This is a genomic window from Mesorhizobium sp. M0968 (assembly GCF_040319065.1).
In the GTDB taxonomy this organism is placed as follows: Bacteria; Pseudomonadota; Alphaproteobacteria; order Rhizobiales; family Rhizobiaceae; genus Mesorhizobium.
This window is the reverse complement of sequence record NZ_JAMYNL010000015.1, coordinates 92,050-118,318: the sequence shown is the minus strand read 5'-3', so window position 1 is coordinate 118,318 and position 26,269 is coordinate 92,050. Positions and strand designations below refer to the sequence as shown.

Below are 26,269 nucleotides of genomic sequence, written 5' to 3'. Positions count from 1 at the left end.
ATGAGCTTTTCCGAAAACCGGTCTCCGCTTTTTGGGGTCATGCTCAATAGAACCTGTAATCCTGCGCGATCTCGTCGCCGAGCCTGGTGTTGTCGCGGATGAAATTGGCCAGGAATTCGTGCAGGCCGGCGTCGAAAATATCCTTGATCGACCCGGCCGTCAGCATGGCCTGGGTCTTGGCAGCCGTCGCATGGCAGGCGTGGCGCTCCCCATAGTCGTCACCCAGGAATTTGAGATGCTCCGTCAGGAAGCGGTAGCAAAAGGTCAGCGAGCGCGGCATGCGGACGTTGAGGATCAGATAATCGGCGATGTTGCTCGGCTTGTAGTCGGCATCATAGACCCAGCGATAGGAACGGTGCGCCGACACCGAGCGCAGGATCGATTCCCATTGGTAGTTGTCGAGCGTCGAGCCGACCCAGGAGATCGACGGCAACAGCACGTAGTATTTCACATCCAGGATGCGCGCGGTGTTGTCGGCGCGTTCGACATAAGTGCCGAGCTGCGAAAAATCGAAAATTTCGTTGCGCAGCATCGTGCCGTAGAACGAGCCGCGGATCAGCGCCGTCTCGCGCTTGATTGCGTCGAGCGCGTTGGGCAGGTCGCGCTCGTCGATCGGCTTGGCCAGCATCCGCTTCAGCGACATCCAGGCTTCGTTGATGCTTTCCCAGGTTTCACGCGTCAGTGCGGTACGCACCATGCGGGCATTGTTACGGGCCGTTTCGATAGACGACATCGTGCTCGACGGGTTCGATGTGTCGCGCAGCAGATAGTCGGCGACATTGGCGGCGGTGTAGTCGGAATATTTCTGCGTGAAGCTGGCGTCCGAACCGGCGCTGAGCAGCACCGAATTCCACTCCTCCGAAGCGTTCTGAGTACGAGTCAGCGCCATGCGCAAGCCGGCATCCACCAGCCGCGCCATGTTTTCCGCCCGCTCGATGTAGCGGTTCATCCAGTAGAGCCCGTTGGCGGTGCGGCCGAGAAGCATGTCAGGCGGTCCTGTGGTGAATAGTGAAAGGTGAATGGTGAATGGTGACTATCCGGATTCCAGGGCACGATTCCGCGCGCTTCACTTCAGGGCATTTCACCAACATCAACGACCCACATCCTTACCTATTCACTATTCACTATTCACTATTCACTATTCACTACTTTCACTCTAATCATCCAACACCCACGTATCCTTCGTGCCCCCGCCTTGCGAGGAATTGACGACCAGCGAGCCTTCCTTGAGCGCTACTCGGGTCAGCCCGCCGGGCACGATCTGGATACGGTCGGAAACCAGCACATAGGGGCGCAGATCGACATGGCGCGGCGCCAGCCCCTTGTCCGTCAGGATCGGGCAGGTCGACAGCGCCAGCGTCGGCTGGGCGATGTAGTTCGACGGTTTTGCCGCGAGCTTTTTGGAGAACTCTTCGCATTCCTTCTTGGTCGCCGCCGGACCGACCAGCATGCCGTAACCGCCGGACCCGTGGACCTCCTTGATAACCAATTCATCGATGTGCTCGAGCACGTATTTCAGGCTGTCCGGCTCCGAGCAGCGCCAGGTCGGGATGTTGCCGAGCATCGCCTTGCGGCCGGTGTAGAATTCGACGATCTCGGGCATGTACGAATAAATCGCCTTGTCGTCGGCGATGCCGGTTCCCGGCGCATTGGCGATCGTGATGTTGCCGGCGCGATAGACGTCCATAATGCCCGGCACGCCAAGTGCCGAGTCGGGGCGGAAGGTCAGCGGATCGAGGAACGAGTCGTCGACACGCCGGTAAAGTACGTCGATCTGCTTGTAGCCCTCGGTGGTGCGCATCGCGACATGGCCATCGACGACGCGCAGATCCTGCCCCTCGACAAGCTGCACGCCCATCTGGTCGGCAAGGAAAGCATGTTCGAAATAGGCCGAGTTGAAGCTGCCCGGCGTCAGCACGGCAATGGTCGGCGCGCCCTTGGTGCTTTGCGGCCGCACTGCCGCCAGCGACTGGCGCAAGAGCTGCGGGTAATTCTCAACCGGCCGCACCTTGATCTGCTGGAACAGCTCGGGAAAGAGCTGCATCATCGTCTCGCGGTTCTCCAGCATGTAGGAGACGCCGGACGGCGTGCGCGCGTTGTCCTCCAGCACGTAGAACTCGTTCTCGCTGATGCGTACGATGTCGACGCCGATGATGTGGGTATAGACGCCGGCCGGCGGCCGCACCCCGATCATCTCGGGCAGGAACGCCTCGTTCTTGGCGATCAACTCCTTCGGCACCCGGCCGGCGCGTAAGATCTCCTGGCGATGGTAGATGTCGTCGAGAAAGGCGTTCAGCGCCTGGACGCGCTGCTCGATGCCTTGCGTCAGCCGTCGCCATTCATTGCCCGAAATGATGCGCGGAACGATATCGAAGGGTATCAGCCGCTCCGATGCTTCCTGCTCGCCGTAGACGGCGAAAGTGATGCCTGTCTTGCGAAAGACGCGTTCGGCGTCCTGCATCTTCTCGGTAAGTCTGGCCGGGTCCTGTTCCTTCAGCCAGCGATCGTAAGCCGAATACGGTTTTCTCAGCCCGGAAACTTCCGGAAGCATTTCATCGAACGCTGCCAATCGCATACTCCCCTGTGGCGCCATTTCACTGGCCTGGCTGGAGAAAATCAAGCGCAATCGGTGATTTGTTGGGCGCCGGCGATCAGTATATCGCACTTGCCTAAAATTAAGGCAGCACCAATAGGGCCTTGATCAGGCTTTGCCTGGTGTCCGGGCAGATGCCGGATGCGGATCAAAACGCGCGAAAGGTGACGACCGTGAACGTGTCCTTGATGCCGGGAAGAATCTGCACTTTCTCGTTGACGAAGTGGCCGATGTCTTCCTCGTCGTCGACATAGAATTTGGCGAGCAGGTCGTAGTTTCCGGCTGTCGAGTAGATCTCCGAAGCAATCTCGGCATCGGCCAGGGCGCTGGCAACGTCGTAGGCCTTGCCCAGATCGCACTTTATCTGCACGAAAAATGCCTTCATTGCCTGGTCCTGCCCAACATCGCACGCTCTAATCGAGCGGCCCTTGTGGCAGACTGCCGTTCGCCTTTCAAGCATCGGCAATCGCTCAGGCTGTTCTCGCCTCGACAATGCTTTCTCGGCTCGGACACGGACTGCCACGCCGAATGTTTGCGCTCGGCTGAAACCCTGAAGCACTGCAAAGCGTATGGTATCATGTACCTTCAGGCAGCGATTTCTCAGGGACAACGGAGAGACAGGCCATGCGCCGCGCGTTTTTCGCATTCGCAGTCATTCCATTCATTTTCGCATCCCAGGCCTTTGCTGGCGACGCCGAAGTCAAAGCGGCGCAGACAGTCATCGATGGGCAGTTGAGGGCCTTCATCGCCAATGACGGAATGACGGCCTACAGCTTTGCCGCGCCGAATGTGAAACGCATCTTTCCGACCGTCGATACCTTCATGAACATGGTGACAAAAGGCTATCCGCCGGTGCGCCAACCGCAGACCTACTCCTTCGGCAAAGTTCGCGAGACGAGCCCGACCTCGATCATCCAGCAAGTGCTGATCGTCGGCCCGGATGGCAAGGACTACGAGGCGGTCTACACGCTCGAACTACAGCCTGACGGCAGCTTTCGGATCACCGGCTGCAGCCTGCGTGCGTCCACGTCGCTCAGCACCTAAAGGGGTGTTTCAATCCTGTCGCCGGTAGAGCGTCCAGCTCAGGCCAGAAAACCCCCAATGCCTCGACGCATCGGCCCGTTCATACGCCAGAGCGCATGCGGCCGTCGGTTGGACATGTTCGGCTTGTTTGTCCACGTCCCCCTCGAGGACCAGCCAGGCGGGCCGTTCGGTGCACATCCCGTCGTCTGGAACCAGCAATGCCCGACGATCCATTCGCGCCGCAAAATAGTTGACGACAATCGGGGTGCGGAAATTACCGTCGCTGGCATAGGTGGTTGCGCCGTTCCTGGTCATTTCATCAACGATAGCGGCGTAGGAGCCGCGTCCATATTGATAGAACTGAAGCAGCGACGAAATGCTTCCACTCACCACGATCGCCAGCGCTCCCATCGCAAGCAGCCTGGCAGTCCCGCGAGCATCCAAGCCGCGGCCAATCATCTCGCCGGCCCAGAGCAGCAGCAATGTTCCGCTGATGATGAAATAGCGCGGGAACTCAAGGTTGGGCAGATGCGCCGCCGCCATGAGCAAAGGCAGTCCGATAATCCCGATGGCATAAAGGCTGGCTCGACGACCGCGCCAGACACCGGCGGAGAGGCCGACAAGACCGCAGGCGGCAACGATATAAGGCCCGTCGCCAAACCAGGGTGGCAGGCCGAACAGAGAGCGGATCATCCCGCCATAGCCCTGCGCGAAGGCGGCAATCGAGAATGGCGAAACACCACCGACACTGAAGCCGAACAGCCTGCAGCCGACAAACACGCCGACAGCCAGCGGCAGCACGGCAAGCAAGCCCGGCAGGAAGATCGACGCCAGGTCCGCAACGACGCGGCCGACCTTCGCCGTACGCTGCCAGGCGAGCCAGGCGGTCCAGATTGCGAGGACCGCCACCATTCCGATCATTGTGAGATGGCACAGGAAGCCGAAAAGGATCGCCGCTGCCAAGGCCGCGCCAGACCACCGTCTATTGTCGAGCCGGCGCTCCAGAAAAACCACCGAGAGCAGCGTGAACAGCACAAGGCCGGCATAGCCGCGCGCCTCCGAGCCGTAATGGACCATTGGGTAGCTCACGGCAAACAACAGGCTTGTGGCAATCATCGCCTGTCGTCCGCGCGATGCGGCGCTCGCTGCCGCCGCACCGATCGTGGCAACACCTAATGCTATCGACAGACCTCGCTGGATCAGCGGCGAAGCATCGGGGCCAATGAGATAGAGATAGACCGAGTTGAGGAAATGATTGTTGTCGTGATTGACGCGCCAGAATATCTGGTCGATCGAGGTCAGCGGCTCGATCAGCGCAAAGCTCCAGATCTCGTCCAGCCAAAGGTCGCCGCGCGCGCCAAGCAAGCGCAAGACCAGGCCGGTCACTGCGATCGCCAGAATCGCAAGCAACGACCCAGCCGTCCATCGCTGAACCGCGATGGGGGTCGAAGGCGAAGGCTCGGCGATGCCGTTCGTCCGCACCGTCGTGCCAGGAACTGAAACTTGCCGCGAAACGAACAGGTTCTTGATCCTCGCCCGATGTCGTCCGGCAATGCTTATTGGGCAGTCGTTTCAAAACAGTTCATGGCAGGGACAACTCCTCCCTGGAGCCGGATTCCTGGCGAGCATGCCTACCGGACGGCGAGGTCACCGTTTGCCCATTGCTGAGTGATGATCTCGGCTTCTTCGGCGAACCTGCCAGCCTCGATCGCTTCACGAATGTCGCGCATCAGCTGCTGGTAATAGGACAGATTGTTCCAGGTCAGGAGCATCGCCCCAAGCGCCTCTTGCGAGCGCACCAGATGATGCAAATAGGCCCGCGAATAGTCGCGTGCGGCCGGGCAGTCGCTTGCCTCATCGAGCGGACGCGGATCGTCGGCATGGCGGGCGTTGCGCAGATTGACCTTGCCGCGCCGTGTGTAGGCTAGGCCGTGGCGCCCTGCCCGCGTCGGCATCACGCAGTCGAACATGTCGATGCCGCGCGCCACCGACTTCAAAATGTCGTCCGGGGTGCCGACGCCCATCAGGTAGCGCGGCCGGTCAGCCGGCAGCTCCGGGCAAGTGATGTCGAGCATCTCCAGCATCACCGCTTGCGGCTCGCCGACAGCCAGCCCGCCGATCGCGTAGCCCTTCAGCTCCATTGCCTTCAGCGCCTGCGCCGAGCGCAGCCGCAGATCCGGCACGTCGCCGCCTTGCACAATGCCGAACATCGCCTTGCCGGGCTGCTCGCCGAATGCCGTCTTGCAACGCTCGGCCCAGCGCAACGACAACTCCATGGCACGCTCGATCTCGTTCTGCTTGGCCGGCAGAGCCGTGCATTCGTCGAGCTGCATCTGGATGTCGGAATCGAGCAGCCCCTGGATCTCTATCGAACGCTCCGGCGACATCTCGTAGGCGCCGCCGTCGATATGCGAACGGAAGGTAACGCCGTTCTCGGTCAGTTTCCGCAGCTTCGACAGCGACATCACCTGGAAGCCGCCGCTGTCGGTCAGGATTGGATGCGGCCAGCGGGCGAATTCATGCAGGCCGCCGAGCCGCGCCACGCGCTCGGCGCCGGGTCTTAGCATCAGGTGGTAGGTGTTGCCGAGGATAATGTCCGAGCCGACGCCGCGCACCTGATCCATATACATGGCCTTCACCGTGCCGCCGGTACCGACCGGCATGAAGGCAGGCGTGCGGATTTCCCCGCGCGGCATGGTGATTGCACCACGCCGCGCCCTGCCGTCGGTCGCCAGCACCTTGAAGGTGAATGCGTCAGTCATTGAATTCCCTAGCCATCGAACTCCTTGTCGAATACCGGCGCGTCCGGGGCCTGCTTGTCGAGTGATTGCCGGTAGCGGATGCAGCCGCGCATGAATTTCGGCCACGGCGGCACGGCAATCGCCGGGTCGGTCTTTTCGGGCAAAAGTGACCAGAGGTCGGGATGGTGCCAGCACAGATCATGGCCGGTGGCGTCGCGGTGTTGGCGGATGCCGGCGCGCAGTTTCCTGACCTCGGCGATCAAGGCTTCCCGGTCGAAGGTTTCCAGGTCATCGTCCATCGGTATCCTCCCTGAACAGAAGACTTGCGTCTCCATAGGAATAAAACCTGTAGCGATTCTCGATGGCATGCGCATAGGCCGCCCGCATCGTCTGCAAACCGCAGAAGGCCGAAACCAGCATGAACAGCGTCGAACGCGGCAGATGGAAATTGGTCATCAGCAAGTCTGCGGTCTTGAAACGATAGCCGGGCGTGATGAAGATGTCTGTCGGGCCTGACCATGCGGCCAGCCTGCCGTCCTCGCCAGCCGCGCTCTCCAATAAGCGCAGCGATGTCGTGCCGACGGCGATAATGCGCCCTCCTTTTGCTTTCGCCGCATTCAGCGCCTCGGCGGTTTCCGGGCTGACCGAACCGGTTTCGGCGTGCATCTTGTGGTCGGCGGTGTCGTCCGCCTTCACCGGCAGGAACGTGCCGGCGCCGACATGCAGCGTGACGAAACGGCGCTCTATGCCCTTGGCGTCGAGCGTCGCAAACAGCTCCGGCGTGAAATGCAGCCCTGCCGTCGGCGCGGCGACCGCGCCCTCCTCCCTCGCATAAATGGTCTGATAGTCGCTGCGGTCGCGTTCGTCGTCGTCACGCTTGGAGGCGATGTAGGGCGGCAGCGGGATGTGGCCGACTGCATGCAGCGCCTCGTCGAGGAACGGACCTGACAGGTCGAAGCCGAGCAGCACCTCGCCGCCTTCTCCCTTCTCGATCACGATCGCGTCGAGCTGGCCGAGAAGGCAGGAATTGGCGTCATGACCGAAATGGATACGATCGCCGGCGGCGATGCGCTTGCCCGGACGCATGAAGGCGAGCCAGCGGTCGGGCGCCATCCGCATATGCAGCGTGGCTTCGACCTGCGCCGCCGCCTCGCCGCGCCGCCTGATGCCTTTCAGCTGTGCCGGAATGACCTTGGTGTCGTTGAAGACCAGCACATCACCGGCCTTGAGCAGGGCCGGCAGGTCGCGCACCGTCCGGTCTTCGAGCCCCTCACCCGGCCTGACCACCAGCATCCTGGCACTGTCGCGCGGCTCGGCTGGGCGAAGCGCGATGCGCTCCTCCGGCAGATCGAAGTCGAAAAGGTCGACGCGCAAGAGATCCCCGCCTCAAGGTTCCGGGCAGGTCACCGCCCAGGCGCCGACACCGTCTATGCTCAATGTGCCGCCCATCGCGAAGCTGGACTGCTCGCTGGCCTTGACCAGCCGCAATTTGGCGACGATCGAGCTGAGGCCCTCATCAGTGAGATCGATCAGCATGCGCTCGTCGTCTTCGAATGCCTGTCCAACGATAACTTTCGTTGAGCCTGGCTGTCCGTCCGTGGTCCATGTCTTGCCGCCGGCATCCAGCCACACACGCGCCACCGCAATGACGGCCGTGTGTCCCATCAAAACATCAATCGATGCCGCGCCGCCGTCGGCGCTGCAGACGATCGATTCCGTCGCCAGCGCCGGAGTGGCCGCCGCGGCGAGCATAATTGCGATGGCCGCGACAGCCCGGCTGGTCATTTCACGTCGGCCGCGACCTTGAGCGATACGATCTTGTCAGGATCCTGCACCGGTTCGCCGCGCTTGATCTTGTCGACGTTGTCCATGCCTTCGATGACCTGGCCCCATACCGTGTACTGGCGGTTGAGGAAGGCGGCATCGTCGAAGCAGATGAAGAACTGCGAATTGGCCGAGTTCGGGTTCTGCGAGCGCGCCATCGAGCAGGTGCCGCGGCCGTGGTTGGCGTTGGAGAACTCGGCCTTCAGATCGGGTTTGTCGGAACCGCCAGTGCCGGCGCGCGATGGCGCGAAAGACGGCTTGTTGGAATTGCCGAACTTCACGTCGCCGGTCTGCGCCATGAAGCCGTCGATGACGCGGTGGAAGACCACGCCGTCATAGGCGCCTTCGCGCGCCAGCTCCTTGATACGGTCGACATGGCCGGGCGCCAGATCTGGAAACAATTCGATGACGACCTTGCCCTTGGTCGTGTCCATGATAAGCGCGTTCTCGCGGTCCTTGATTTCGGCCATGTCAGAAATATCCTTTTGAACAATTGAGGTTACTTGCCGTCCGCGGCGATGCGCACCTTGATCATGCGATCGGGGTCGGTCACCGTGCCGTTCTGCGCCTCGTCGCCTTTCTTGATGTGGTCCACCAACTCCATGCCGCTGACGACATTGCCAACGATGGTGTACTGGCCATCGAGCGGCGGTGCCGGCGCGAACATGATGAAGAATTGCGAATTGGCGGAATTCGGATCGTCGGAGCGGGCCATGCCGACCACGCCGCGCTGGTAGTGCTCGGTGCTGGAGAATTCGGCCGGCAGGTCAGGAAGATCGGAGCCGCCGGTGCCGACAGCGTCGGCATTGAAGCCGCTCTTCATGTTGCCGAACTTGACGTCGCCGGTCTGCGCCATGAACCCGTCAATGACGCGGTGAAAGGCGACGTTGTCGTAGGCGCCCTGGCGCACCAGCTTTTTGATCTGCGCGACGTGCTTCGGCGCAAGGTCGGGCCTCAGCGCGATGGTCACGTCGCCGTCCTTCAGCGTTACGATCATGGTGTTTTCCGGATCGGCGGCAAAGGCCGACACGGATGCGGTCACAAGACCGGCAAGCACGGCAAGCAAGAAGGCAAGCTTTTTCAGCTGCATGGGATCTTTCTCCGAATATCTTCGTTCATGCATGTCGTTACCCAAAGCCGGGTTCCACTTTTGGGTGACATGCATTTATTTCGCGAATTTGGCGGTGAGCGCGCCGGCCACGGCCGCCGGCACGAAGGGACGGATGTCGCCTCCCATCGAAGCTATCTGGCGCACAAGTGTGGCGGTAATGGTGCGCACTGAAGGGCTGGCGGGCAGGAACACCGTCTGCAGCTCCGGCGCCATGGTCTCGTTCATGCCGGCCATCTGCATCTCATAGTCAAGGTCGGTGCCGTCGCGCAGGCCGCGGATCATGATCGAGGCGCCATGCTTCCTGGCCGCGTCGATTACCAACCCGTCGAAGGCGACTACTTTGATACGCGCACCGTCGCTGCCGAATTCCGCCTTCGCGGCCGTTTCGATCAGGCCAACCCGTTCCTCGAAGGAAAATAACGGCTTCTTGCCGGGATGGATGCCGATCGCCGCATAGATTGTATCCGCCACGGCCAGCGACGCCTTCAGCACGTCGAGATGGCCGTTGGTCAGCGGGTCGAAAGAGCCGGCATAAAGGGCGATGCGTTCGGTCATGGCAGGTGCTTCTAGCGAGCCTCTCTCCTAAAGGCAAATCCGATAGCCAGCCCGCGCCGTGAACCTTTTGGCCGACGTGAACGACAGATGAATGTGCCGCTCACAACAGCTTCACGCAGTGTTCACTAAGTTGCAGCTGCAGGAGATGAAACCAAACACCCATCTAATCGTTGTTAGGCGCAGGAGAACACGCACATGCTGATCTACATGCTCGCCACCGCAATGACCGTCGCCATGCTGATCGCCACCCTATTCGGGTTGCATCAGGAAGCACAGCGCGTCCGCGCCAAGGCCAATACCAAGCGGTTCGAAGGCTTCGGCAACCGCAGGCCTTATCGCCGCTTCTAGATTGCGGGTGTCTTCACACGCCGGCCCACAGGGCTGGCGTCGTCGTGCCAAACTCACTCGACGGAAGTATCGGGCTCCCTACCATCGGCATCGGCAACAGCGCCGCTTTCAGCATTCTCTTCGATCTCTTCATCCGCTTGCGGTTCTGAAATTCGCTCCACCGAAACGACCTTCTCGCCCTCTGCGGTATTGAAGATGGTAACGCCCTTGGTGGCGCGGCTGGCGAAACGAATGCCGTTCACTGGAACACGGATAACGGTGCCGCCATCCGAAACCAGCATGATCTGATCGTCATTGCCGACCGGGAAGGTCGCCACCAGGCGGCCGATTTCGGCCGTTTTCGAGACGTCGGTGGCGCGAATACCCTTGCCGCCACGGCCAGTCAGGCGGAAATCGTAGGACGATGAACGCTTGCCGTAGCCATATTCCGTCACCGTCAACACGAACTGCTCGTGCGCCTTGAGGAATTCATAGCGGTCGTCGGAAAGCTCTGCCTCTTCGCCGACCTCTTCATTGGTGAGCTGGATTTCTTCCTCCTCGCCGGCCGCGATGTCAGCAGCGAGCCGGCGTTCGGCCACCACCCGCTTGAGGTAGGCGGCACGCTCCGCCGGCGGCGCATCGACATGCTCGATCACCGCCATCGAGATCACCCGGTCGCCATCGGCCATCGCAATGCCGCGCACGCCGACCGAATTGCGGCTCTGGAAGACGCGTACGTCGCTAACCGGAAAGCGGATGCACTGGCCGGAACTTGCCGTCAAAAGCACGTCGTCATTGTCGGTGCAGGTCTCGACGCCGAGGATCTCGTCGCCTTCCTCGTCCAGCTTCATGGCGATCTTGCCGTTGCGGTTGACCTGGACGAAGTCCGACAACTTGTTGCGGCGCACGGTACCGCGCGTGGTGGCAAACATGACGTCGAGCTCGCCCCAACTCGTCTCATCCTCCGGCAGCGGCATGATCGTGGTGATGCGCTCGCCCTGTTCGAGCGGCAGCATATTGATCAGCGCTTTGCCGCGCGATTGCGGGTTGCCGATCGGCAGGCGCCAGACCTTTTCCTTGTAGACGATGCCGCGCGAGGAGAAGAACAGCACCGGCGTGTGCGTGTTGGCCACGAACAGCCGGGTGACGAAATCCTCTTCCTTGGTCGACATGCCGGAGCGGCCCTTGCCGCCGCGGCGCTGCGCCCGGTAGAGCGACAGCGGCACGCGCTTGATGTAGCCGGAATGGCTGACCGTGACGACCATGTCCTCGCGCTGGATCAGGTCCTCGTCTTCCATGTCCGCCCCGCCCTCGGCGAGCTCGGTACGGCGCGGCGTGCCGAACTCGTCGCGCACGGCGATGAGCTCGTCCTTGACGATCTGCTGGACGCGGGCGCGCGACGAGAGGATGTCCAGGTAGTCCTTGATCTCGTCGCCGATCGTGTTCAGCTCGTCGGCGATCTCGTCGCGGCCGAGCGCGGTCAGGCGCTGCAGGCGCAGTTCGAGGATGGCGCGCGCCTGCTCCTCGGAGAGATTGTAGGTACCGTCCTCGTTGATGCGATGGCGCGGGTCGTCGATCAGAAGAATCAGCGATTCCACGTCGCCCGAAGGCCAGCGCCGCTCCATCAACTGCTCGCGCGCCGTCTGCGGGTCCGGAGCGCTGCGAATCAGCTTGATGACTTCATCGATGTTGGCAACAGCGATGGCAAGGCCGACCAGCACATGGGCGCGGTCGCGCGCCTTGCGCAGCAGGAACTTCGTGCGCCGGCTGATCACCTCCTCACGGAAGGCGACGAATGCCTTCAGCATGTCGGTCAGAGTCAGCAATTCCGGCTTGCCGCCGTTCAGTGCCACCATGTTGGCGCCGAAGGACGTCTGCAGCGGGGTGAAGCGGTAAAGCTGGTTGAGGATGACATCGGCGACCGCGTCGCGCTTCAGTTCGATGACGACGCGGTAGCCCTGGCGGTCGCTCTCGTCGCGAATGTCGGAAATGCCTTCGATGCGCTTGTCGCGCACCAACTCGGCCATCTTCTCGATCATCGACGCCTTGTTCACCTGATAGGGAACCTCGGTGATGACGATCGATTCACGATCGTTGCCGCGCGCCTCGACGTTGACGCGGCCGCGCATGACGATGGAGCCGCGGCCGGTCGAATAGGCGCTGTAGATGCCGGAACGGCCAAGCACGATGCCGCCGGTCGGGAAATCCGGTCCCGGAATGATCTCCATCAGCGCCGGAAGGTCGATCGCCGGATTATCGATGAGGGCAATGGCGCCGTTGCAGACCTCGCCCAGATTGTGCGGCGGGATGTTGGTGGCCATGCCGACGGCGATACCGCCGGAGCCGTTGACCAACAGGTTCGGAAAGCGCGCCGGCAGGACTTTCGGTTCGCTGCCCGACGCATCGTAAGTGTCCTGGAAATCGACGGTGTCCTTGTCGATGTCTTCCAGCAACTCATGCGCGACCTTGGTCAGCCGCGATTCCGTGTAGCGCATCGCCGCCGGCGGATCGCCGTCGATCGAGCCGAAATTGCCCTGCCCGTCGATCAGCGGCACGCGCAGCGACCAATCCTGCGCCATGCGCACCAAAGCGTCGTAGATCGAGGCGTCGCCATGCGGATGGTATTTGCCCATCACGTCGGCGACCGGGCGTGCCGATTTCACATATTTGCGGTTCCAGTGATAGCCGCTCTCATAGGCGGCGTAGAGGATGCGGCGATGCACCGGCTTGAGGCCATCGCGCACGTCCGGCAGCGCGCGGCTGACGATCACGCTCATGGCGTAATCGAGATAGGAGCGCTGCATCTCCTCGATGATGGATATCGGCTCGATGCCGGTGGGGCCGCCGTCGGCGCCGCGCGGTGTCTTTTGGTCGGTCAAATCGGATCACAATCTAATCAGGAATCACTTGGTGCTTATATAGGAAGCCAGCCTGAAACTCCAACAATCGCGGCAGTTTTCCAGTGTGGTTTTTAGCGGCAAATTCAAAAGGATAAACCAATTGCGACGATATGGCCGTGCACCCTTTCACGGGCGTCGCCGGCGGGCGCGATAAGTACCCGGCGCCTCGCCCATCAGCCGCCGGAAACGGCGATTGAAGGTTGATAGATCGTTGAATCCCGCCGAAAAGGCAATCGCCGAAATCGTCTGATCCGACGTCCGCAGCCGCACGGCTGCCCTGTGCAGCCGCGCTCTCAGCAGGAATTGGTAGGGCGTCATACCGGCAACGTGCCGGAAGGTGCGCAGGAAATGGTAAGGGCTGGTGGCGGTCTCGTCGGCGAGTTCGGCAAGCGAGATCGGCCGGTCGGCATCGACTTCGATGCGCCGCACCGCTTCGGCGACACGCTTCTGGTCTCGGCGGCTCGGCGTCCGTCCCCGATCCGTAGCGCTGCAAGCCGCTGTTGCCGCGGCACCGGCAATGCGCAGGGCGAGTTCCTCGAACGCGCCGGTGTCGGCCATCTCGCGCGCCGCCTCCGCTTCGGCAAGCAGCGGCACCAGCGCCGGCAAGGGCGGCAGGCGCGGCGTGCCGAAATCGAGCGTCTTGGCGCCCGGCACGTCGGCGACGATCCGCTCCATGTAGGCCGGTCCGAAATGGAAGGAGAGGCAACGGTCGCCGGCGCCATGCTCGTGCCCGCATTCGTAGCATGTGCCGGGATTGCCGAGCAGGAGCGCGCCTGGCGCCAGCATCGCCGTGCCCTCGCGCGCACGATAGCGGAAGGTGCCGTTGGTTACGGCGGCAACGCAGAAATCCCGATGCTCCTCCTCGAATGGCCTGTCGGCGGCGCTGGCGGTGCAGATGACATCCGACACCTGCCAGCCTCGGCCCGACGCCAGCCTGTGCGCGCTCGTCGTCATCGCCGAAACATAGCAACTTTTCCCAAGCGCAGAACCCCTGTCGGCCTCTATGCTTGCCGGTCTCCTGACAAGATGAGAGCGAAGCCATGTCCAATTCCTTTGCCAAGGTCCTGCACAGCGATGGGCCCGTACCGGCCCTTGCCGAGAAACTGAATCTTTATGGCCGCTTCGTCGGCGCCTGGACGTTCGACGCCACGCGCCATCTCGAGGACGGTCAGGTGCTGACCGGGCGCGGCGAAGTGCATTTCGGCTGGGTGCTCGAAGGCCGCGCGATCCAGGACGTATGGATCCTGCCTGCCCGTGACGCCGGCCCCTCGCCCTCGCTCGGCAAATGGACCTTCTATGGCACGACGTTGCGCGTCTACGATCCCGGCGTTGACGCCTGGCACATCTTCTGGAGCGATCCGCGCAATCAGTACTACAGCCGCCAGCTCGGCCGTGCCGAGGGCGATACCATCATCCAGCAAGGCGCAGACGGCACCGGATCTGCTGTGCGCTGGAGCTTTTCGCGCATCACCGAAAATTCGTTCCGCTGGCTGGGCGAACGCTCACAGGACGACGGCGCCACCTGGCGTCTCGAAGTCGAGTTTCTGGCGCGCCGCACCGCCAGCCCCTGATCCGCACGGTTTCCACTGGCTCCGCTTTGCTCTACCAATCCCGTTATCCGGCTTTGCCGGCGGGGAGGGTCAGCATGCCGAGCTTCGACAGCCTGTTCAACGCCTTCGTCACCATACTGGTGACGATCGATCCGCCCGGCCTGGCGCCGCTCTTCCTCGCCGTTACCCGCGGCATGAACCGCGAGGAGCGCAACCAGGTCTCCGTGCGCGCCTCGGTCATCGCCTTCCTGGTAATGGCGTTGTTCGCAATCGCCGGCGCGTCGATCCTGTCAGTCTTCGGCATCACTCTGCCGGCCTTCCGCGTCGCCGGCGGCTTTCTGCTGTTTTTCATCGCCTTCGAAATGGTGTTCGAGCGCCGGCAGGACCGCAAGGAGAAGATCGGCGACGTCGCCATCACCAGGGACATGATCCACAACATCGCCGCCTTTCCGCTGGCGATCCCGCTTATTGCCGGTCCCGGCGCGATTTCGGCGACCGTCCTGCTCTCAAGCTCGTTTCAGGGTTTAGGCGCGCAGACAGCGCTTGTCGGCATCATCGCCATCTGCCTCGTCATCACCTACCTGGTGTTCGTGCTGTCAGAGCGCATTGACCGTATCCTCGGCCAAACCGGCCGTTCGATCCTGACAAGGCTGCTCGGCGTCATCCTGGCGGCGCTCGCCGTACAGTTCGTCGCCGACGGCATCAAGGCGCTGATGGCGACGTAGGAACAGCCCTACTTCGCTGTCGTTTCAATGACTTCGAAGTCGTGGGTAATCTCGGCAGTCTTGGCCATCATTGCCGAGGCCGAGCAGTATTTCTCGATCGAAAGCCCGATCGCCCGCTTCACCTTGTCGTGTGATAGCGCCCGGCCCTTGACGACAAAATGCATGTGAATGCGGGTGAACACCCTGGGATCGGCTTCTGCACGGTCGGCATCGAGTTCGACCACGCAATCTTCGACCGCCTCGCGCCCCTTTTCGAGGATATGGACCACGTCATAGGCGGAGCAGCCGCCAGTGCCGATCAGCACCAGTTCCATTGGGCTCGGCCCCGGCGTCTTGCCCTCCGGCCCGAACGCAGTGCCTAGCACCAGCTTGTGCCCATTGGCGGACTCGCCAACGAAAGTGCGCTCCTCGACCCATTTGACCCTTGCCTTCACCTGATACGTCCTTTCACCGCTCAAACGCACAACGTCCCGAAAATCCAAGACAGATTTTCGGGACGCCATTTCGTGACCAAGGTGCCGGCGCTTTTCGCCGCAAGGGCAGTCCGCCCCGAGAAATCAGAACGGGATTTCGTCGTCCAGCTCGCGCGACGAACCACCGCCGCCGCCCTTGTTGGCGCCACCGCGATTGAAACTTTCGCCCGGGCCGGACTGGCCGAAATCGGAACCGCGGCTCGCACCACCACCGGCATAGTTGCCGACTTGGCCGCCGCCCTCGCCCCGCGCATCGAGCATCTGCAGCTCGCCGCGGAATTTCTGCAACACGATTTCGGTCGTATAGCGGTCATTGCCGGTCTGGTCCTGCCATTTGCGCGTCTGCAGCTGGCCCTCGACATAGACCTTCATGCCCTTCTTCAGATACTGCTCGGCCACCTTGGCGATCTGGTCGTTGAAGATCACGACATTGTGCCACTCGGTCTTTTCCTTGCGCTCTCCGGACGTCTTGTCGCGCCAGCTTTCCGACGTCGCGATGCGGATGTTGACGACCGGGTCACCCGAATTCAGGCGGCGGATTTCAGGGTCCGCCCCGAGGTTGCCCACCAGAATGACCTTGTTGACGCTACCCGCCATGATACTTCTCCGCGCTCATCCGAAACCGAATTTTTGTCGCCGCACCTTACAGGCTATGGACAATCCCTGCCTGCCGTCGCTGCCTTTTCCCACAAGGTTTTTGTTCTCTTTTCGTTCTACAGGAGAGGCCCTGCACTGTCAATAGTTGTCAGTAAGAAGTAGTGTCTTGGCGTCGAATTTCCACAGACCATGGGATCGAGGCGAACGCATGAAGATGGTTGCGCATGACGATCAGCCGCAAGAAGAGTGGCGGACGGGAGTAAAGACCCGCATGCATGTCTCGGCCTGCAACGGCGCAACTCAACTTTGCATATTCGAACAATGGGTCGAACCCGCGGTTGGCGCCCCGACACATTGGCACCCGGTCGAGGAAGTGCTTACCGTCATCGCTGGCAGGGCCGAGATGTGGATCGACGAAGAGCATCTCGTCTTGACTGCCGGACAGTCGCTTGTTGTCGCCGCGCACAGGCAACATGGCTTCCGAAACGTCGGCTCCGAATTGCTTCATATTCATGCTGTGCTCGCGTCACCAGTTTTCGAGGCGACGTTCAACGGATCCCCCGACATGGTGAGACGCTGGCTTCCAGCGAGTTTGTAAAACCTCGCCTGTCTTAAAAAACACCGCTTGTCTTAAAAAACACGGCTTGCCAAACCGATAAGTATTGACTTATGCTTTCGGCATGATCGAAGCAGACATTTTTCGGGCACTGGCGGATCCAACGCGTCGCGCCGTCTATGAGCGGCTCGCCGACGGCGAGATGACGGTGTCGGAACTGCGCACTGGCATACCGGTATCGCAGCCGGCGGTATCGCAACATCTCGCAGTGCTGCGCGGCGCCGGCCTCGTGGTGGAGCGCCGGGCCGGTCGCAACGCCTATTACCGCGTCGATCCGAAGGGGCTTGCGCCACTGCTCGGCTGGATCGAACGCTACCGTGCGTTCTGGCCAGAGCGCATCGAAAGGCTCAAGACGGTTTTGAAGGACATGGACCAATGACCAGCCGAGGCAAAGAACGCGCCGAAATGGCCGCAGACAAGATCGAGTTCGAGTGCGAGCTGCCCGAACCGCCGGAAAAGGTGTGGCGGGCGCTGACGGTGCCGGACCTGCTCGCGGCCTGGATGATGCCGAACGACATCAAGCCCGAAATCGGCAACCGCTTTGCCTTTAAAGCGCCGAATGCGCCGATCGAGTGCGAAATCCTCGACGCGGATCCCGGACGGCTGCTGCGCTATTCCTGGCGGGAGCGCCCGGCGCCCGGCGATACGCAGGTGCCGCCCGGCAGCCCCCTGGACAGCGCAATGAACGACAGCCCAGTGGACAGCATCGTCACCTTTACGCTCGACCGCACCGTTTCCGGCGGCACGCATCTACGCATCGTCCATGACGGTTTTGCTCGGGCAGCAGTGCCGGAGATCGCGATGGCAGGCGCCGGTTGCCGGCTTTCCTTTGAAGCGCGCACTCCCAGGCACAAGCAGATCGCCGCAAACACCCCGCGCCTCTTCCTGCGCGCGGCCTGAACGACAACAGTCAACGGAGACAACCGATGAGCGGCCTTGCCAATCTGGTGCCGATGGTGATCGAGCAGTCGAGCCGCGGCGAACGTGCCTTCGACATATTTTCGCGGCTGCTGCGCGAGCGCATCGTCTTCATCAACGGGGCGATCGACGACGGCACGTCGGCGCTGGTCTGCGCCCAGCTTCTGTCGTTGGAATCCGACAATCCCGACAAGGAGGTCTCGCTCTACATCAACTCGCCGGGCGGCGTGGTGACCAGCGGTTTCGCCATCTACGATACGATGCAGTATATCAGCTGCCCGGTCTCCACGGTTTGTATGGGCTTCGCCGCCTCGATGGCCTCGTTCCTTTTGATGGCCGGCACACCGGGGCGGCGCATCGCGCTACCCAACACCAGCATCGTGCTGCATCAGCCTCTCGGCGGTTTCCAGGGCCAAGCCTCCGATATCCAGCGCCATGCCGAGGGCATCCTTCGCACCAAGCGTCGCATGACCGATCTTTACGCCCGCCATTGCGGCCGCACCTACGAAGAAGTGGAACGCACGCTCGACCGCGACTTTTTCATGACCGCGCAGGAGGCCAAGGATTGGGGCCTCGTCGACCATGTTTTCGACACTCGCAAGCAGGCCGCATGAACGAGCCGGGCCGGCGGACGGAACTGAGGAGATTGAGCGCCCGCAATTTCAGCGCCATCGGTCTGGTCTTGCCGCTATCGCGGCACTATAGTCCGGCGATGACCGCCAGCAGCTCATCCAGCCTTTTATGCCTTGCCATCGCTACCGTTGCCGGCACGAACATGCTGGTGGGTATGGCACTTGCCCAAGATAATTCGACGTCTTCGCAAAAGGGCGCTCTGCCCGGTGTGACCAGCGATTATCGCATCGCCGAGCCAGCGCCGCGGCCTGAGCCTGACGATATGGCTCTAGGCAGCGGCAACGGCACCTTCAAGATTGGCGATACCGACGTTCGGATTTCCGGTAGCATCACCATCGATGTCGCTGCCGGCGGGATCAGGCCCTCCAGCCGCTAAGTTCGCCTGATGTGAACCACAAATATTGCGCTTCAAACGAACAGCCCCGCCATTGCTTTTGCAACTGACGGGGCTTCTTGGATCTGAAATCCAAATTGCCGGGAGTATACTGCCGGCTTTTTACTTCGGATGCTTCGCGGCGTTCAGCCGACGATCCGACTAGCAGTCTCTGATTGTTGTGGGATCGGCAGGTCAACGTGGGCAGGTGGCGCTAAACGTCTGACCTGGCTACTTATACCTGCCGCGGCTCCAGCGACACGTGGAGCCTCAAGGAACAATCCGGTGGAGTCATGCCTCTGCTCTCCTTCTGTTCGTTGCGACTGTCGTCGAAGCGCTCATCGCATAACCCGCGGCGTCTCGCAGGCTAGCCCCAGGCCGCGAGGCCATCGAAAGACGGCCGGCTTCGTTGACGTGTGGATTCTGCCCCCATGACGCGGGGACGTCAACCTTGAATAGCCGGGTTGCCGAAAAATGTGATCGCGAGACGCTTTGTGAAGCCGGCTGCGCGGGCAGCTTTTGTCAGGAGCGCGTTCGGCCTTTGTTCTTTCCGCTTGCCCGTTCGCGCGAAAGGCGGTTAAACGCTTTGGTCGAGAGTTGTGGCGTCTCTCGAAAAGGCGGCGAAATTACCTACATAGGGGACGGTCGGGAAAACCCGCCCATCCCACGAATTCCAGATTCTGAGGCGGCGACCGGCGATGGCCGACCATAAATATCTCTCCATTCGCGGGGCACGCGAACACAATCTGAAGAATGTCGATCTCGATCTGCCGCGTGACAGCCTGATCGTCATGACCGGCCTGTCGGGGTCGGGCAAGTCGTCGCTTGCCTTCGACACCATCTACGCCGAGGGCCAGCGCCGTTACGTCGAGAGCCTTTCGGCCTATGCACGGCAATTCCTCGAAATGATGCAGAAGCCGGACGTCGACCAGATCGACGGCCTGTCGCCGGCCATTTCCATCGAGCAGAAGACCACCTCGAAGAACCCACGTTCGACGGTCGGCACCGTCACCGAGATCTACGATTATATGCGGCTTTTGTTCGCCCGCGTCGGTGTACCCTATTCACCGGCCACCGGCCTGCCGATCGAGAGCCAGACGGTTTCGCAGATGGTCGACCGGGTGCTTGCTGTCGAGGAAGGCACCCGGCTGTTCATTCTGGCGCCGATGGTGCGCGGCCGCAAAGGCGAGTACCGCAAGGAACTGCTGGAGCTGCAGAAGAAGGGTTTTCAGCGCGTCAAAGTCGATGGCGTCTTCTATGAGATCGCCGACGTGCCGGCGCTGGACAAGAAGTACAAGCACGACATCGACGTCGTCGTCGACCGCATCGTCGTGCGCGGCGATCTGGCGACGCGGCTCGCCGATTCCATCGAGACCGCGCTGAAGCTGGCCGACGGGCTGGCGGTGGCGGAATTTGCCGACAAGCCGCTCGACGCCAGCCAGACCGGCGAGGATTCGGTCAACAAATCGAAGAACGAGACGCATGAACGCATGCTGTTCTCGGAAAAGTTCGCCTGCCCGGTGTCCGGCTTCACCATTCCCGAGATCGAGCCCAGGCTGTTCTCCTTCAACAATCCGTTCGGCGCCTGCCCGACCTGCGACGGGCTCGGCAGCCAACGCGCCATCGACGCCAGCCTGGTCGTGCCCGACGAGAATGTCTCGCTGCGCGCCGGCGCCGTCAGCCCGTGGGCGAAGTCGACCTCGCCCTATTATGCGCAGACGCTGGAAGCGCTGGGCATTGCCTATGGCTTCAAGCTCGGCGACAAGTTCAAGGATTTGAGCGAGGAGGCAAGGCAAGCCGTCCTGCACGGCACCGGCGAGCGCGAAATCACTTTCCATTATGATGACGGTCTGCGCTCCTACAAAACGACGAAAACCTTCGAGGGCGTCATCCCCAATCTCGAGCGCCGCTGGAAGGAAACCGAATCCGCCTGGATGCGCGAGGAGATCGAGCGCTTCATGTCGGCCACGCCCTGCCCGGCCTGCCGCGGCTATCGGCTGAAGCCCGAGGCGCTCGCGGTCAAGATCGCCGGCAAGCACATTGGCGAGGTCACCGAGCTGTCCATCCGCAAGGCCGACCAGTGGTTCACCGGTCTGCCCGCTTCGCTCAACGACAAGCAGAACGAGATTGCGGTGCGCGTGCTCAAGGAAATCCGGGAGCGGCTGCGCTTCCTCAACGATGTCGGTCTCGACTATTTGACGCTGTCGCGCAACTCCGGCACGCTTTCAGGCGGTGAGAGCCAGCGCATCCGTCTGGCGTCGCAGATCGGCTCCGGCCTGACCGGCGTACTTTACGTGCTGGACGAGCCGTCGATCGGTCTGCACCAGCGCGACAACGCCCGCCTGCTCGACACGCTGAAGCATCTGCGCGACATCGGCAACACGGTCATCGTCGTCGAGCATGACGAGGACGCCATCCTGCATGCCGACTACGTCGTCGATATCGGCCCGGCGGCCGGCATCCATGGCGGCCACATCATCGCCCAGGGCACGCCGCAGCAGATCATGGCGACGCCCGCTTCGATCACCGGCAAATACCTGTCGGGCGAGCTCGAAGTAGCGACGCCGGCAGCGCGGCGTGAGGCCAAGAAGAACCGCCGGCTGAAGGTCGTCGGCGCGCGCGGCAACAACCTGAAGAACGTCACCGCCGAAATCCCGCTCGGCACGTTTACCGCCGTCACCGGCGTATCCGGCGGCGGCAAGTCGACCTTCCTGATCGAGACCCTGTTCAAGGCGGCGTCGCGCCGCATCATGGGCTCGCGCGAGCATCCGGCCGAGCACGACCGCATCGAGGGGTTGGAATTCCTCGACAAGGTCATCGACATCGACCAGTCGCCGATCGGGCGCACCCCGCGCTCCAACCCCGCCACCTATACCGGCGCCTTCACGCCGATCCGCGACTGGTTCGCCGGCCTGCCGGAGGCCAAGGCGCGCGGCTACCAGCCGGGCCGCTTCTCGTTCAACGTCAAGGGCGGCCGCTGCGAAGCCTGCCAGGGCGATGGCGTCATCAAGATCGAGATGCACTTCCTGCCCGATGTCTACGTCACCTGCGACGTTTGCCACGGCAAGCGTTACAATCGCGAGACGCTCGACGTCCTGTTCAAGGGCAAATCGATCGCCGACGTTCTCGACATGACGGTCGAAGAAGGCGTCGATTTCTTCGCCGCCGTGCCCGGCGTGCGCGACAAGCTGGAGACGCTGAAACGGGTCGGCCTCGGCTACATCCATGTTGGCCAGCAGGCAACGACTTTGTCGGGCGGCGAGGCGCAGCGCATCAAGCTCGCCAAGGAACTATCACGCAAGGCGACCGGCAAGACGCTCTACATCCTCGACGAGCCAACCACCGGCCTGCATTTCCACGACGTAGCCAAGCTGCTCGAAGTGCTGCACGAGCTGGTCGACCAGGGCAACACGGTCGTCGTCATCGAGCACAATCTCGAGGTGATCAAGACGGCTGACTGGGTACTCGATCTTGGCCCCGAAGGTGGTGACGGCGGCGGTGAGCTGGTGGCGTCCGGCACGCCGGAGGACATCGTCCGCGAAAAACGCAGCTATACCGGGCAGTTCCTGAGGGACTTGCTGGAGCGGCGCCCCGGAGGCAAGCGCGAAGCGGCGGAGTGATGGCAAAGAACGGTCTCATCACGGTCCAAAGCCGCTTCGGCGTGGCCGAAACGATCGATCGCCTGGTCGGGACTGTGGAACGTGCAGGATTGCTGGTCTTCGCCCGCATTGACCACGCCGCCGGTGCGCGCATTGTCGAAGCTTCCCTGCGTCCGACCCAGCTTCTGATTTTTGGCAACCCGAAAGGCGGCACGCCGCTGATGCAGGACCGGCAGCTTGCCGGCATCGATCTGCCGGTCAAGGCACTGGCTTGGGAGGATAAGCAAGGCAAGGTCTGGCTCTCCTACAATGACGCGCACTGGCTCGCTGAGCGCCACGGCTTGGGCGACGCCAGTCGCAATGCCGTCGCCGCGATAGCGGCCGGCATGGACAAGGTGATTGCGGCCGCTGCCGGCGCGGGCCAGTTTTGATCATGAGAGCCGCTCGGGCCGATGATCTCCCCACGGTGATCTCGCTTACCACCGACGCCTACGCGCCCTACACTGCCCTGTTCGGAGCGCCGCCGATCCCCGTCGCCGAGGACTATGCGCCGCGCATAGAACGCGGCGAGGTCTGGCTTTCGGAGCAGGACGGACAGCCGGCCGGCTTGATCGTTCTCGAACGACATGCGGACCATACAATGATCTTCAGCGTCGCCGTTGCGCCCGCCTTTCAGGGCAAGGGTTTCGGCATCGGGCTGCTCGACTGGGCCGAGCAACAGACGCGCTTGTGGAGCTTGCCTGAAATCCGACTCTACACCAGTGCCAGAATGGAACGGAACGTTTCGTTGTATAAGGCCTACGGCTTTCGCGAAACGGGTCGCCGGCCCAATCCATATCGGCCAGGATGGACGGTCGTCGACATGGCGAAAGCCGTCGAGACGACCGCCATCGCGTGATCCTTTTCTGCAAACCGGGAGGACGACCATGACTCAATCAGGAACAATCCGCGCCGGCATGGGCGGCTGGACCTTCGAACCGTGGGACACGTCCTTCTACCCGGACAAATTGTCGAAGGCCAAGCAACTGCATTATGCCAGCCGGCAGGTGCCCACTATCGAGGTCAACGGCACCTATTATTCGAGCTTCAAGGAGCCGACCTTCGTCAAATGGGCCAACGAGGCGCCGGATGGTTTCGTCTATTCGCTGAAGGGCAACCGCTTCGTCACCAACCGCCGTGTGCTCGGCGAGGCCGGGGAATCGATCATGCGCTTCCTCGGGTCGGGCGTCGCGGCACTCGGCGACAAGCTCGGGCCGATCCTGTGGCAGTTCGCGCCGACCAAGAAATTCGACCCGGACGATTTCGAGGCCTTCCTCAAGCTGTTGCCGGAAAAGCAGGACGGCGTTGCGCTGCGCCACGCCGTCGAGGTGCGCAACGACAGCTTCGTCGTGCCGGAGTTCGCCGCCTTGGCGCGAAAGCACAAGGCCGCCATCGTCTATGCCGACCACGCCAAATATCCGGGGATTGCCGACGTTGCCGGCGATTTCATCTATGCGCGGCTGCAGACCGGCAGCGACGACAATCCCGATTGCTATACGCCAAAGGCGCTCGACGAATGGGCGGCGCGCGCAAAAACCTGGGCGGAAGGCAAGGTGCCGGCCGACCTATCGCGCGCCGATCCTTCAACCGACGCGCCGGTCAAGCCACGCGATGTGTTCGTCTACTTCATCACCGAGGGCAAGGTCCGCGCTCCATTCGGCGCCATCGCGCTGATGAAGCGGGTCGCAGGCTGACGCCCCCGCTGTCGGTGATCTGCCTGGCCGGGTCCTCAATTACCGGCTATGCGGCGCGTTCGTCCGGACGCCGATCAACCCTGACGATCTCGTTGAAAGCATCGAGATCGATATAGAAGACCTTGGTGATCTCCGCGATGAGTTCGTCGTGGTCATACCCCTGCGATTTCAGAATGTTGATGGCTGTCAGGATATCGACGCGCTCCGTGAGCCGTCGTTTCTGGTAGTCCTCGACATAGCGCTCCATCGTCTGGCCCTGGCTCCCAAGCACCCGAAATGTTGGACGACAACAGATCGCTGGAAGGGCTTGCGCGCAAGCGTGCCGGCGCGGCCCGCGCCTTCCCCTGATCTGCCAAATTGGAACTGGTACGGAAAGCGGCCGACTCACCAAGGCCAAGCAAAATCTAGCACGCAATCTTCGGCGCGCCAGAGTTGCAAACCAATGGAATCAATAAGAATTCAGACAGTCAGGAATTTGCGGACGTCCGCCCGGTCGAGATCCTCGGCTGGGCCGGTATGGACGATCTGGCCGCGGTCCATGATGTTGACCTCATCGGCCAATTCCCGGCAGAAGTCGAGATATTGTTCGACCAGAAGCACGGCAATACCGGCCTGGTCGCGCAGATAGCGGATAGCGCGGCCGATGTCCTTGATGATCGAGGGCTGGATGCCTTCGGTCGGCTCGTCGAGCACCAGCAGCTTCGGCCGCATCACCAACGCCCTGCCGATGGCAAGCTGCTGCTGCTGGCCGCCGGAGAGATCGCCGCCGCGGCGCGCGAGCATCTGCTTCAGCACCGGAAACAATTCGAAGACGTGACCGGGAATGTTGCGATCGGCGCGCCTCAACGGCGCAAAACCCGATTCGAGGTTTTCCCGCACCGTAAGCAGCGGAAATATCTCCCTGCCCTGCGGCACGAATGCGATGCCCGACCGGGCGCGATCATACGCCGCGCTCCGGTCGAGCGCCTTCCCCTCGAAGGCAACGCTTCCGCTCGTCAGCCGGTGATGGCCGACGATCGATCTCATCAAACTGGTCTTGCCGACGCCGTTGCGGCCGAGCACGCAGGTGATCTTGCCGGCGCCGGCCTTCAGCGAGACGCCGCGCAGCGCCTGGGCAGCGCCGTAGTGCAGCGTGGCATTGGAGACTTCGAGCATGGTCAGCGCTTTCTCCAACGCGTGAAGAACGAAAGGTCGAAATGATGGAACGGAACGCGCCAGACCATGTTCATCTCCCCAGATAGACTTCGACGACGCGCTCGTCGGCCGAAACGAAGTCGAGGCTGCCCTCGGAAAGCACCGAGCCTTCGTGCAGGCAGGTAACCTTGACGCCGAGCTCGCGCACGAAATGCATGTCGTGCTCGACGACGATGACAGAATGGTCGCGCGCGATGTCCCGGAGCAGCCGCGCGGTTTCCTCGGTCTCGGCGTCGGTCATGCCGGCAACCGGTTCGTCGACCAGCAGCAGCTTCGGATCCTGCGCCAGAAGCATGCCGATCTCGAGCCATTGCTTTTGGCCGTGGCTCAGATTGGCGGCGAGTTCGTCACGCTTGTCGCCAAGCCGGATGATGCCGAGGATGTCGTCGATCTGCCGCACGTCCGCGGCCGAGCGACGATGGAACAGTGCCGGGAAGATCGAGCGCGGGCCATTCAGCGCCAGCATCAGATTGTCCTCGATCGTGTGGCTTTCGAAGACGGTCGGCTTCTGGAATTTACGGCCGATGCCCATCATGGCGATTTCGGCCTCGTCGTGTTTGGTCAGGTCGACCTTACCGTTGAAGAAAACTTCACCCGCGTCGGGCCGCGTCTTGCCGGTGACGATGTCCATCATCGTCGTCTTTCCGGCGCCGTTGGGGCCGATGATCGCCCGCATCTCGCCCTTGTCGAGCACCAGCGAAAGGTTGTTGATGGCGCGAAACCCGTCGAAGGAAACTGACACGCCGTCGAGATAGAGTATGGTGTTGCTCTTCGACATCAGGCC

The 26,269-nt window shown here is 62.0% G+C and carries 31 protein-coding genes; 13 read left to right on the top strand and 18 right to left on the bottom strand.

Features of this window, described 5'->3' with window-relative positions; genetic code table 11:
• Window positions 1-43: 43 nt before the first annotated feature.
• The 3 genes from NKH67_RS23170 to NKH67_RS23160 form a co-directional block, all read right to left on the bottom strand.
• The gene (locus tag NKH67_RS23170) at window positions 44-985 is read right to left on the bottom strand and encodes an alpha-E domain-containing protein (RefSeq protein ID WP_023674885.1); all 942 of its coding nucleotides are present in this window, start codon (window positions 983-985) and stop codon (window positions 44-46) included.
• Between the two features lie 171 nt (window positions 986-1,156).
• Window positions 1,157-2,569 (bottom strand): circularly permuted type 2 ATP-grasp protein, encoded by a 1,413-nt coding sequence (locus tag NKH67_RS23165; protein ID WP_023674884.1) that lies wholly within the window; start codon window positions 2,567-2,569, stop codon window positions 1,157-1,159.
• Window positions 2,570-2,741: 172 nt separating this feature from the next.
• Window positions 2,742-2,978 carry an Lrp/AsnC ligand binding domain-containing protein gene (locus NKH67_RS23160; RefSeq protein ID WP_023674883.1) on the bottom strand — a complete coding sequence of 79 codons (237 nt, stop codon included), beginning with the start codon at window positions 2,976-2,978 and terminating at the stop codon, window positions 2,742-2,744.
• A 239-nt stretch (window positions 2,979-3,217) separates the two neighbouring features.
• Between NKH67_RS23160 and NKH67_RS23155 the strand changes: the two genes are divergently transcribed.
• Window positions 3,218-3,637, top strand: coding sequence for a DUF4864 domain-containing protein (locus NKH67_RS23155; RefSeq protein WP_352471688.1), 420 nt, complete (start codon window positions 3,218-3,220; stop codon window positions 3,635-3,637).
• A gap of 9 nt (window positions 3,638-3,646) precedes the next feature.
• Here NKH67_RS23155 and NKH67_RS23150 read toward each other — a convergent pair whose 3' ends face one another.
• The 8 genes from NKH67_RS23150 to coaD form a co-directional block, all read right to left on the bottom strand.
• Entirely contained in the window at window positions 3,647-5,026 is a 1,380-nt protein-coding gene (locus NKH67_RS23150; RefSeq protein ID WP_352471689.1) for a glycosyltransferase family protein, read from the bottom strand.
• Window positions 5,027-5,247: 221 nt separating this feature from the next.
• Window positions 5,248-6,378 (bottom strand): tRNA guanosine(34) transglycosylase Tgt, encoded by a 1,131-nt coding sequence (gene tgt / locus NKH67_RS23145; protein ID WP_352502505.1) that lies wholly within the window; start codon window positions 6,376-6,378, stop codon window positions 5,248-5,250.
• 8 nt (window positions 6,379-6,386) lie between these two features.
• Window positions 6,387-6,656, bottom strand: coding sequence for a hypothetical protein (locus tag NKH67_RS23140; RefSeq protein WP_352471691.1), 270 nt, complete (start codon window positions 6,654-6,656; stop codon window positions 6,387-6,389).
• A complete protein-coding gene (gene queA, locus NKH67_RS23135) occupies window positions 6,646-7,731 on the bottom strand; it encodes a tRNA preQ1(34) S-adenosylmethionine ribosyltransferase-isomerase QueA (protein WP_352471692.1) in 1,086 nt (361 codons plus the stop codon). The genes NKH67_RS23140 and queA overlap by 11 nt, the downstream gene beginning before the upstream one ends.
• A gap of 12 nt (window positions 7,732-7,743) precedes the next feature.
• Window positions 7,744-8,142, bottom strand: a complete 399-nt coding sequence (locus NKH67_RS23130) for a hypothetical protein (protein WP_352471693.1) — start codon at window positions 8,140-8,142, stop codon at window positions 7,744-7,746.
• A complete protein-coding gene (locus tag NKH67_RS23125; protein ID WP_352471694.1) occupies window positions 8,139-8,651 on the bottom strand; it encodes a peptidylprolyl isomerase in 513 nt (170 codons plus the stop codon). Before NKH67_RS23125 ends, NKH67_RS23130 begins: the two co-directional genes overlap by 4 nt.
• 29 nt (window positions 8,652-8,680) lie before the next feature.
• A complete protein-coding gene (locus NKH67_RS23120; RefSeq protein WP_352471695.1) occupies window positions 8,681-9,271 on the bottom strand; it encodes a peptidylprolyl isomerase in 591 nt (196 codons plus the stop codon).
• 75 nt (window positions 9,272-9,346) lie between these two features.
• Complete coding sequence (gene coaD / locus NKH67_RS23115; protein WP_352448768.1) at window positions 9,347-9,847, bottom strand: pantetheine-phosphate adenylyltransferase; 501 nt, start codon at window positions 9,845-9,847, stop codon at window positions 9,347-9,349.
• A gap of 195 nt (window positions 9,848-10,042) precedes the next feature.
• On the opposite strand from coaD, the gene NKH67_RS23110 reads away from it, so the two are divergent.
• Entirely contained in the window at window positions 10,043-10,195 is a 153-nt protein-coding gene (locus NKH67_RS23110; protein ID WP_352502504.1) for a hypothetical protein, read from the top strand.
• 53 nt (window positions 10,196-10,248) lie between these two features.
• Here NKH67_RS23110 and gyrA read toward each other — a convergent pair whose 3' ends face one another.
• Complete coding sequence (gyrA, locus tag NKH67_RS23105) at window positions 10,249-13,053, bottom strand: DNA gyrase subunit A (protein ID WP_352471697.1); 2,805 nt, start codon at window positions 13,051-13,053, stop codon at window positions 10,249-10,251.
• A 147-nt stretch (window positions 13,054-13,200) separates the two neighbouring features.
• On the bottom strand, window positions 13,201-14,028 hold the full coding sequence (locus NKH67_RS23100; RefSeq protein WP_352502503.1) for a helix-turn-helix transcriptional regulator: 828 nt from the start codon (window positions 14,026-14,028) through the stop codon (window positions 13,201-13,203).
• An 86-nt stretch (window positions 14,029-14,114) separates the two neighbouring features.
• Between NKH67_RS23100 and NKH67_RS23095 the strand changes: the two genes are divergently transcribed.
• Together NKH67_RS23095 and NKH67_RS23090 are read left to right on the top strand one after the other, a co-directional pair.
• A complete protein-coding gene (locus tag NKH67_RS23095; protein WP_352502502.1) occupies window positions 14,115-14,645 on the top strand; it encodes a hypothetical protein in 531 nt (176 codons plus the stop codon).
• A gap of 74 nt (window positions 14,646-14,719) precedes the next feature.
• The gene (locus NKH67_RS23090; RefSeq protein ID WP_023674869.1) at window positions 14,720-15,349 is read left to right on the top strand and encodes a MarC family protein; all 630 of its coding nucleotides are present in this window, start codon (window positions 14,720-14,722) and stop codon (window positions 15,347-15,349) included.
• 8 nt (window positions 15,350-15,357) lie between these two features.
• Here the strand turns inward: NKH67_RS23090 and NKH67_RS23085 are convergent, their stop codons facing one another.
• Complete coding sequence (locus NKH67_RS23085; RefSeq protein ID WP_023674868.1) at window positions 15,358-15,783, bottom strand: OsmC family protein; 426 nt, start codon at window positions 15,781-15,783, stop codon at window positions 15,358-15,360.
• A 123-nt stretch (window positions 15,784-15,906) separates the two neighbouring features.
• Window positions 15,907-16,419 carry a single-stranded DNA-binding protein gene (locus tag NKH67_RS23080; protein WP_352448761.1) on the bottom strand — a complete coding sequence of 171 codons (513 nt, stop codon included), beginning with the start codon at window positions 16,417-16,419 and terminating at the stop codon, window positions 15,907-15,909.
• A gap of 208 nt (window positions 16,420-16,627) precedes the next feature.
• Here NKH67_RS23080 and NKH67_RS23075 point away from each other — a divergent pair, with 208 nt between their 5' ends.
• The 9 genes from NKH67_RS23075 (at window position 16,628) to NKH67_RS23035 (ending at window position 24,291) form a co-directional block, all read left to right on the top strand.
• Window positions 16,628-17,017, top strand: a complete 390-nt coding sequence (locus NKH67_RS23075; RefSeq protein ID WP_023674866.1) for a cupin domain-containing protein — start codon at window positions 16,628-16,630, stop codon at window positions 17,015-17,017.
• Window positions 17,018-17,099: 82 nt separating this feature from the next.
• Window positions 17,100-17,414: an ArsR/SmtB family transcription factor gene (locus NKH67_RS23070; protein ID WP_352448759.1), complete on the top strand. Its 315-nt coding sequence runs from the start codon at window positions 17,100-17,102 to the stop codon at window positions 17,412-17,414.
• Window positions 17,411-17,935, top strand: a complete 525-nt coding sequence (locus NKH67_RS23065) for an SRPBCC family protein (protein WP_352455703.1) — start codon at window positions 17,411-17,413, stop codon at window positions 17,933-17,935. The genes NKH67_RS23070 and NKH67_RS23065 overlap by 4 nt, the downstream gene beginning before the upstream one ends.
• A 26-nt stretch (window positions 17,936-17,961) precedes the next feature.
• Window positions 17,962-18,567, top strand: a complete 606-nt coding sequence (locus NKH67_RS23060; RefSeq protein WP_352502501.1) for an ATP-dependent Clp protease proteolytic subunit — start codon at window positions 17,962-17,964, stop codon at window positions 18,565-18,567.
• The gene (locus NKH67_RS23055; protein ID WP_352502500.1) at window positions 18,564-18,962 is read left to right on the top strand and encodes a hypothetical protein; all 399 of its coding nucleotides are present in this window, start codon (window positions 18,564-18,566) and stop codon (window positions 18,960-18,962) included. Before NKH67_RS23060 ends, NKH67_RS23055 begins: the two co-directional genes overlap by 4 nt.
• Before the next feature lie 695 nt (window positions 18,963-19,657).
• Window positions 19,658-22,579, top strand: a complete 2,922-nt coding sequence (uvrA, locus tag NKH67_RS23050) for an excinuclease ABC subunit UvrA (RefSeq protein WP_352502499.1) — start codon at window positions 19,658-19,660, stop codon at window positions 22,577-22,579.
• Window positions 22,579-22,989 carry a DUF302 domain-containing protein gene (locus NKH67_RS23045; protein WP_352502498.1) on the top strand — a complete coding sequence of 137 codons (411 nt, stop codon included), beginning with the start codon at window positions 22,579-22,581 and terminating at the stop codon, window positions 22,987-22,989. Before uvrA ends, NKH67_RS23045 begins: the two co-directional genes overlap by 1 nt.
• Entirely contained in the window at window positions 22,986-23,456 is a 471-nt protein-coding gene (locus NKH67_RS23040; protein ID WP_352471705.1) for a GNAT family N-acetyltransferase, read from the top strand. The genes NKH67_RS23045 and NKH67_RS23040 overlap by 4 nt, the downstream gene beginning before the upstream one ends.
• Window positions 23,457-23,484: 28 nt before the next feature.
• Window positions 23,485-24,291 (top strand): DUF72 domain-containing protein, encoded by an 807-nt coding sequence (locus NKH67_RS23035; RefSeq protein ID WP_352471706.1) that lies wholly within the window; start codon window positions 23,485-23,487, stop codon window positions 24,289-24,291.
• Between the two features lie 46 nt (window positions 24,292-24,337).
• Here the strand turns inward: NKH67_RS23035 and NKH67_RS23030 are convergent, their stop codons facing one another.
• From NKH67_RS23030 to urtD, 3 genes are all read right to left on the bottom strand, one after another.
• Window positions 24,338-24,538, bottom strand: coding sequence for a hypothetical protein (locus NKH67_RS23030; RefSeq protein ID WP_352471707.1), 201 nt, complete (start codon window positions 24,536-24,538; stop codon window positions 24,338-24,340).
• 212 nt (window positions 24,539-24,750) lie between these two features.
• Window positions 24,751-25,446 (bottom strand): urea ABC transporter ATP-binding subunit UrtE, encoded by a 696-nt coding sequence (gene urtE, locus NKH67_RS23025; RefSeq protein WP_292653442.1) that lies wholly within the window; start codon window positions 25,444-25,446, stop codon window positions 24,751-24,753.
• A 70-nt stretch (window positions 25,447-25,516) separates the two neighbouring features.
• Window positions 25,517-26,263, bottom strand: a complete 747-nt coding sequence (gene urtD / locus NKH67_RS23020) for an urea ABC transporter ATP-binding protein UrtD (RefSeq protein ID WP_352471708.1) — start codon at window positions 26,261-26,263, stop codon at window positions 25,517-25,519.
• Window positions 26,264-26,269: the final 6 nt, after the last annotated feature.

What these genes read in the sequence shown, in the direction of transcription:
- NKH67_RS23155 (WP_352471688.1), top strand. Translation starts at nt 3,218, where the DNA reads ATGCGCCGCGCGTTTTTCGCATTCGCAGTCATTCCATTCATTTTCGCA.
- tgt (WP_352502505.1), bottom strand. Translation starts at nt 6,378, where the DNA reads ATGACTGACGCATTCACCTTCAAGGTGCTGGCGACCGACGGCAGGGCG.
- NKH67_RS23070 (WP_352448759.1), top strand. Translation starts at nt 17,100, where the DNA reads ATGATCGAAGCAGACATTTTTCGGGCACTGGCGGATCCAACGCGTCGC.
- NKH67_RS23110 (WP_352502504.1), top strand. Translation starts at nt 10,043, where the DNA reads ATGCTGATCTACATGCTCGCCACCGCAATGACCGTCGCCATGCTGATC.
- coaD (WP_352448768.1), bottom strand. Translation starts at nt 9,847, where the DNA reads ATGACCGAACGCATCGCCCTTTATGCCGGCTCTTTCGACCCGCTGACC.
- NKH67_RS23090 (WP_023674869.1), top strand. Translation starts at nt 14,720, where the DNA reads ATGCCGAGCTTCGACAGCCTGTTCAACGCCTTCGTCACCATACTGGTG.
- NKH67_RS23130 (WP_352471693.1), bottom strand. Translation starts at nt 8,142, where the DNA reads ATGACCAGCCGGGCTGTCGCGGCCATCGCAATTATGCTCGCCGCGGCG.
- uvrA (WP_352502499.1), top strand. Translation starts at nt 19,658, where the DNA reads ATGGCCGACCATAAATATCTCTCCATTCGCGGGGCACGCGAACACAAT.
- NKH67_RS23080 (WP_352448761.1), bottom strand. Translation starts at nt 16,419, where the DNA reads ATGGCGGGTAGCGTCAACAAGGTCATTCTGGTGGGCAACCTCGGGGCG.
- NKH67_RS23035 (WP_352471706.1), top strand. Translation starts at nt 23,485, where the DNA reads ATGACTCAATCAGGAACAATCCGCGCCGGCATGGGCGGCTGGACCTTC.
- NKH67_RS23170 (WP_023674885.1), bottom strand. Translation starts at nt 985, where the DNA reads ATGCTTCTCGGCCGCACCGCCAACGGGCTCTACTGGATGAACCGCTAC.
- NKH67_RS23140 (WP_352471691.1), bottom strand. Translation starts at nt 6,656, where the DNA reads ATGGACGATGACCTGGAAACCTTCGACCGGGAAGCCTTGATCGCCGAG.
- urtD (WP_352471708.1), bottom strand. Translation starts at nt 26,263, where the DNA reads ATGTCGAAGAGCAACACCATACTCTATCTCGACGGCGTGTCAGTTTCC.
- NKH67_RS23120 (WP_352471695.1), bottom strand. Translation starts at nt 9,271, where the DNA reads ATGCAGCTGAAAAAGCTTGCCTTCTTGCTTGCCGTGCTTGCCGGTCTT.
- NKH67_RS23095 (WP_352502502.1), top strand. Translation starts at nt 14,115, where the DNA reads ATGTCCAATTCCTTTGCCAAGGTCCTGCACAGCGATGGGCCCGTACCG.
- NKH67_RS23030 (WP_352471707.1), bottom strand. Translation starts at nt 24,538, where the DNA reads ATGGAGCGCTATGTCGAGGACTACCAGAAACGACGGCTCACGGAGCGC.
- NKH67_RS23065 (WP_352455703.1), top strand. Translation starts at nt 17,411, where the DNA reads ATGACCAGCCGAGGCAAAGAACGCGCCGAAATGGCCGCAGACAAGATC.
- NKH67_RS23125 (WP_352471694.1), bottom strand. Translation starts at nt 8,651, where the DNA reads ATGGCCGAAATCAAGGACCGCGAGAACGCGCTTATCATGGACACGACC.
- NKH67_RS23075 (WP_023674866.1), top strand. Translation starts at nt 16,628, where the DNA reads ATGAAGATGGTTGCGCATGACGATCAGCCGCAAGAAGAGTGGCGGACG.
- NKH67_RS23160 (WP_023674883.1), bottom strand. Translation starts at nt 2,978, where the DNA reads ATGAAGGCATTTTTCGTGCAGATAAAGTGCGATCTGGGCAAGGCCTAC.
- NKH67_RS23045 (WP_352502498.1), top strand. Translation starts at nt 22,579, where the DNA reads ATGGCAAAGAACGGTCTCATCACGGTCCAAAGCCGCTTCGGCGTGGCC.
- NKH67_RS23060 (WP_352502501.1), top strand. Translation starts at nt 17,962, where the DNA reads ATGAGCGGCCTTGCCAATCTGGTGCCGATGGTGATCGAGCAGTCGAGC.
- NKH67_RS23055 (WP_352502500.1), top strand. Translation starts at nt 18,564, where the DNA reads ATGAACGAGCCGGGCCGGCGGACGGAACTGAGGAGATTGAGCGCCCGC.
- NKH67_RS23100 (WP_352502503.1), bottom strand. Translation starts at nt 14,028, where the DNA reads ATGACGACGAGCGCGCACAGGCTGGCGTCGGGCCGAGGCTGGCAGGTG.
- urtE (WP_292653442.1), bottom strand. Translation starts at nt 25,446, where the DNA reads ATGCTCGAAGTCTCCAATGCCACGCTGCACTACGGCGCTGCCCAGGCG.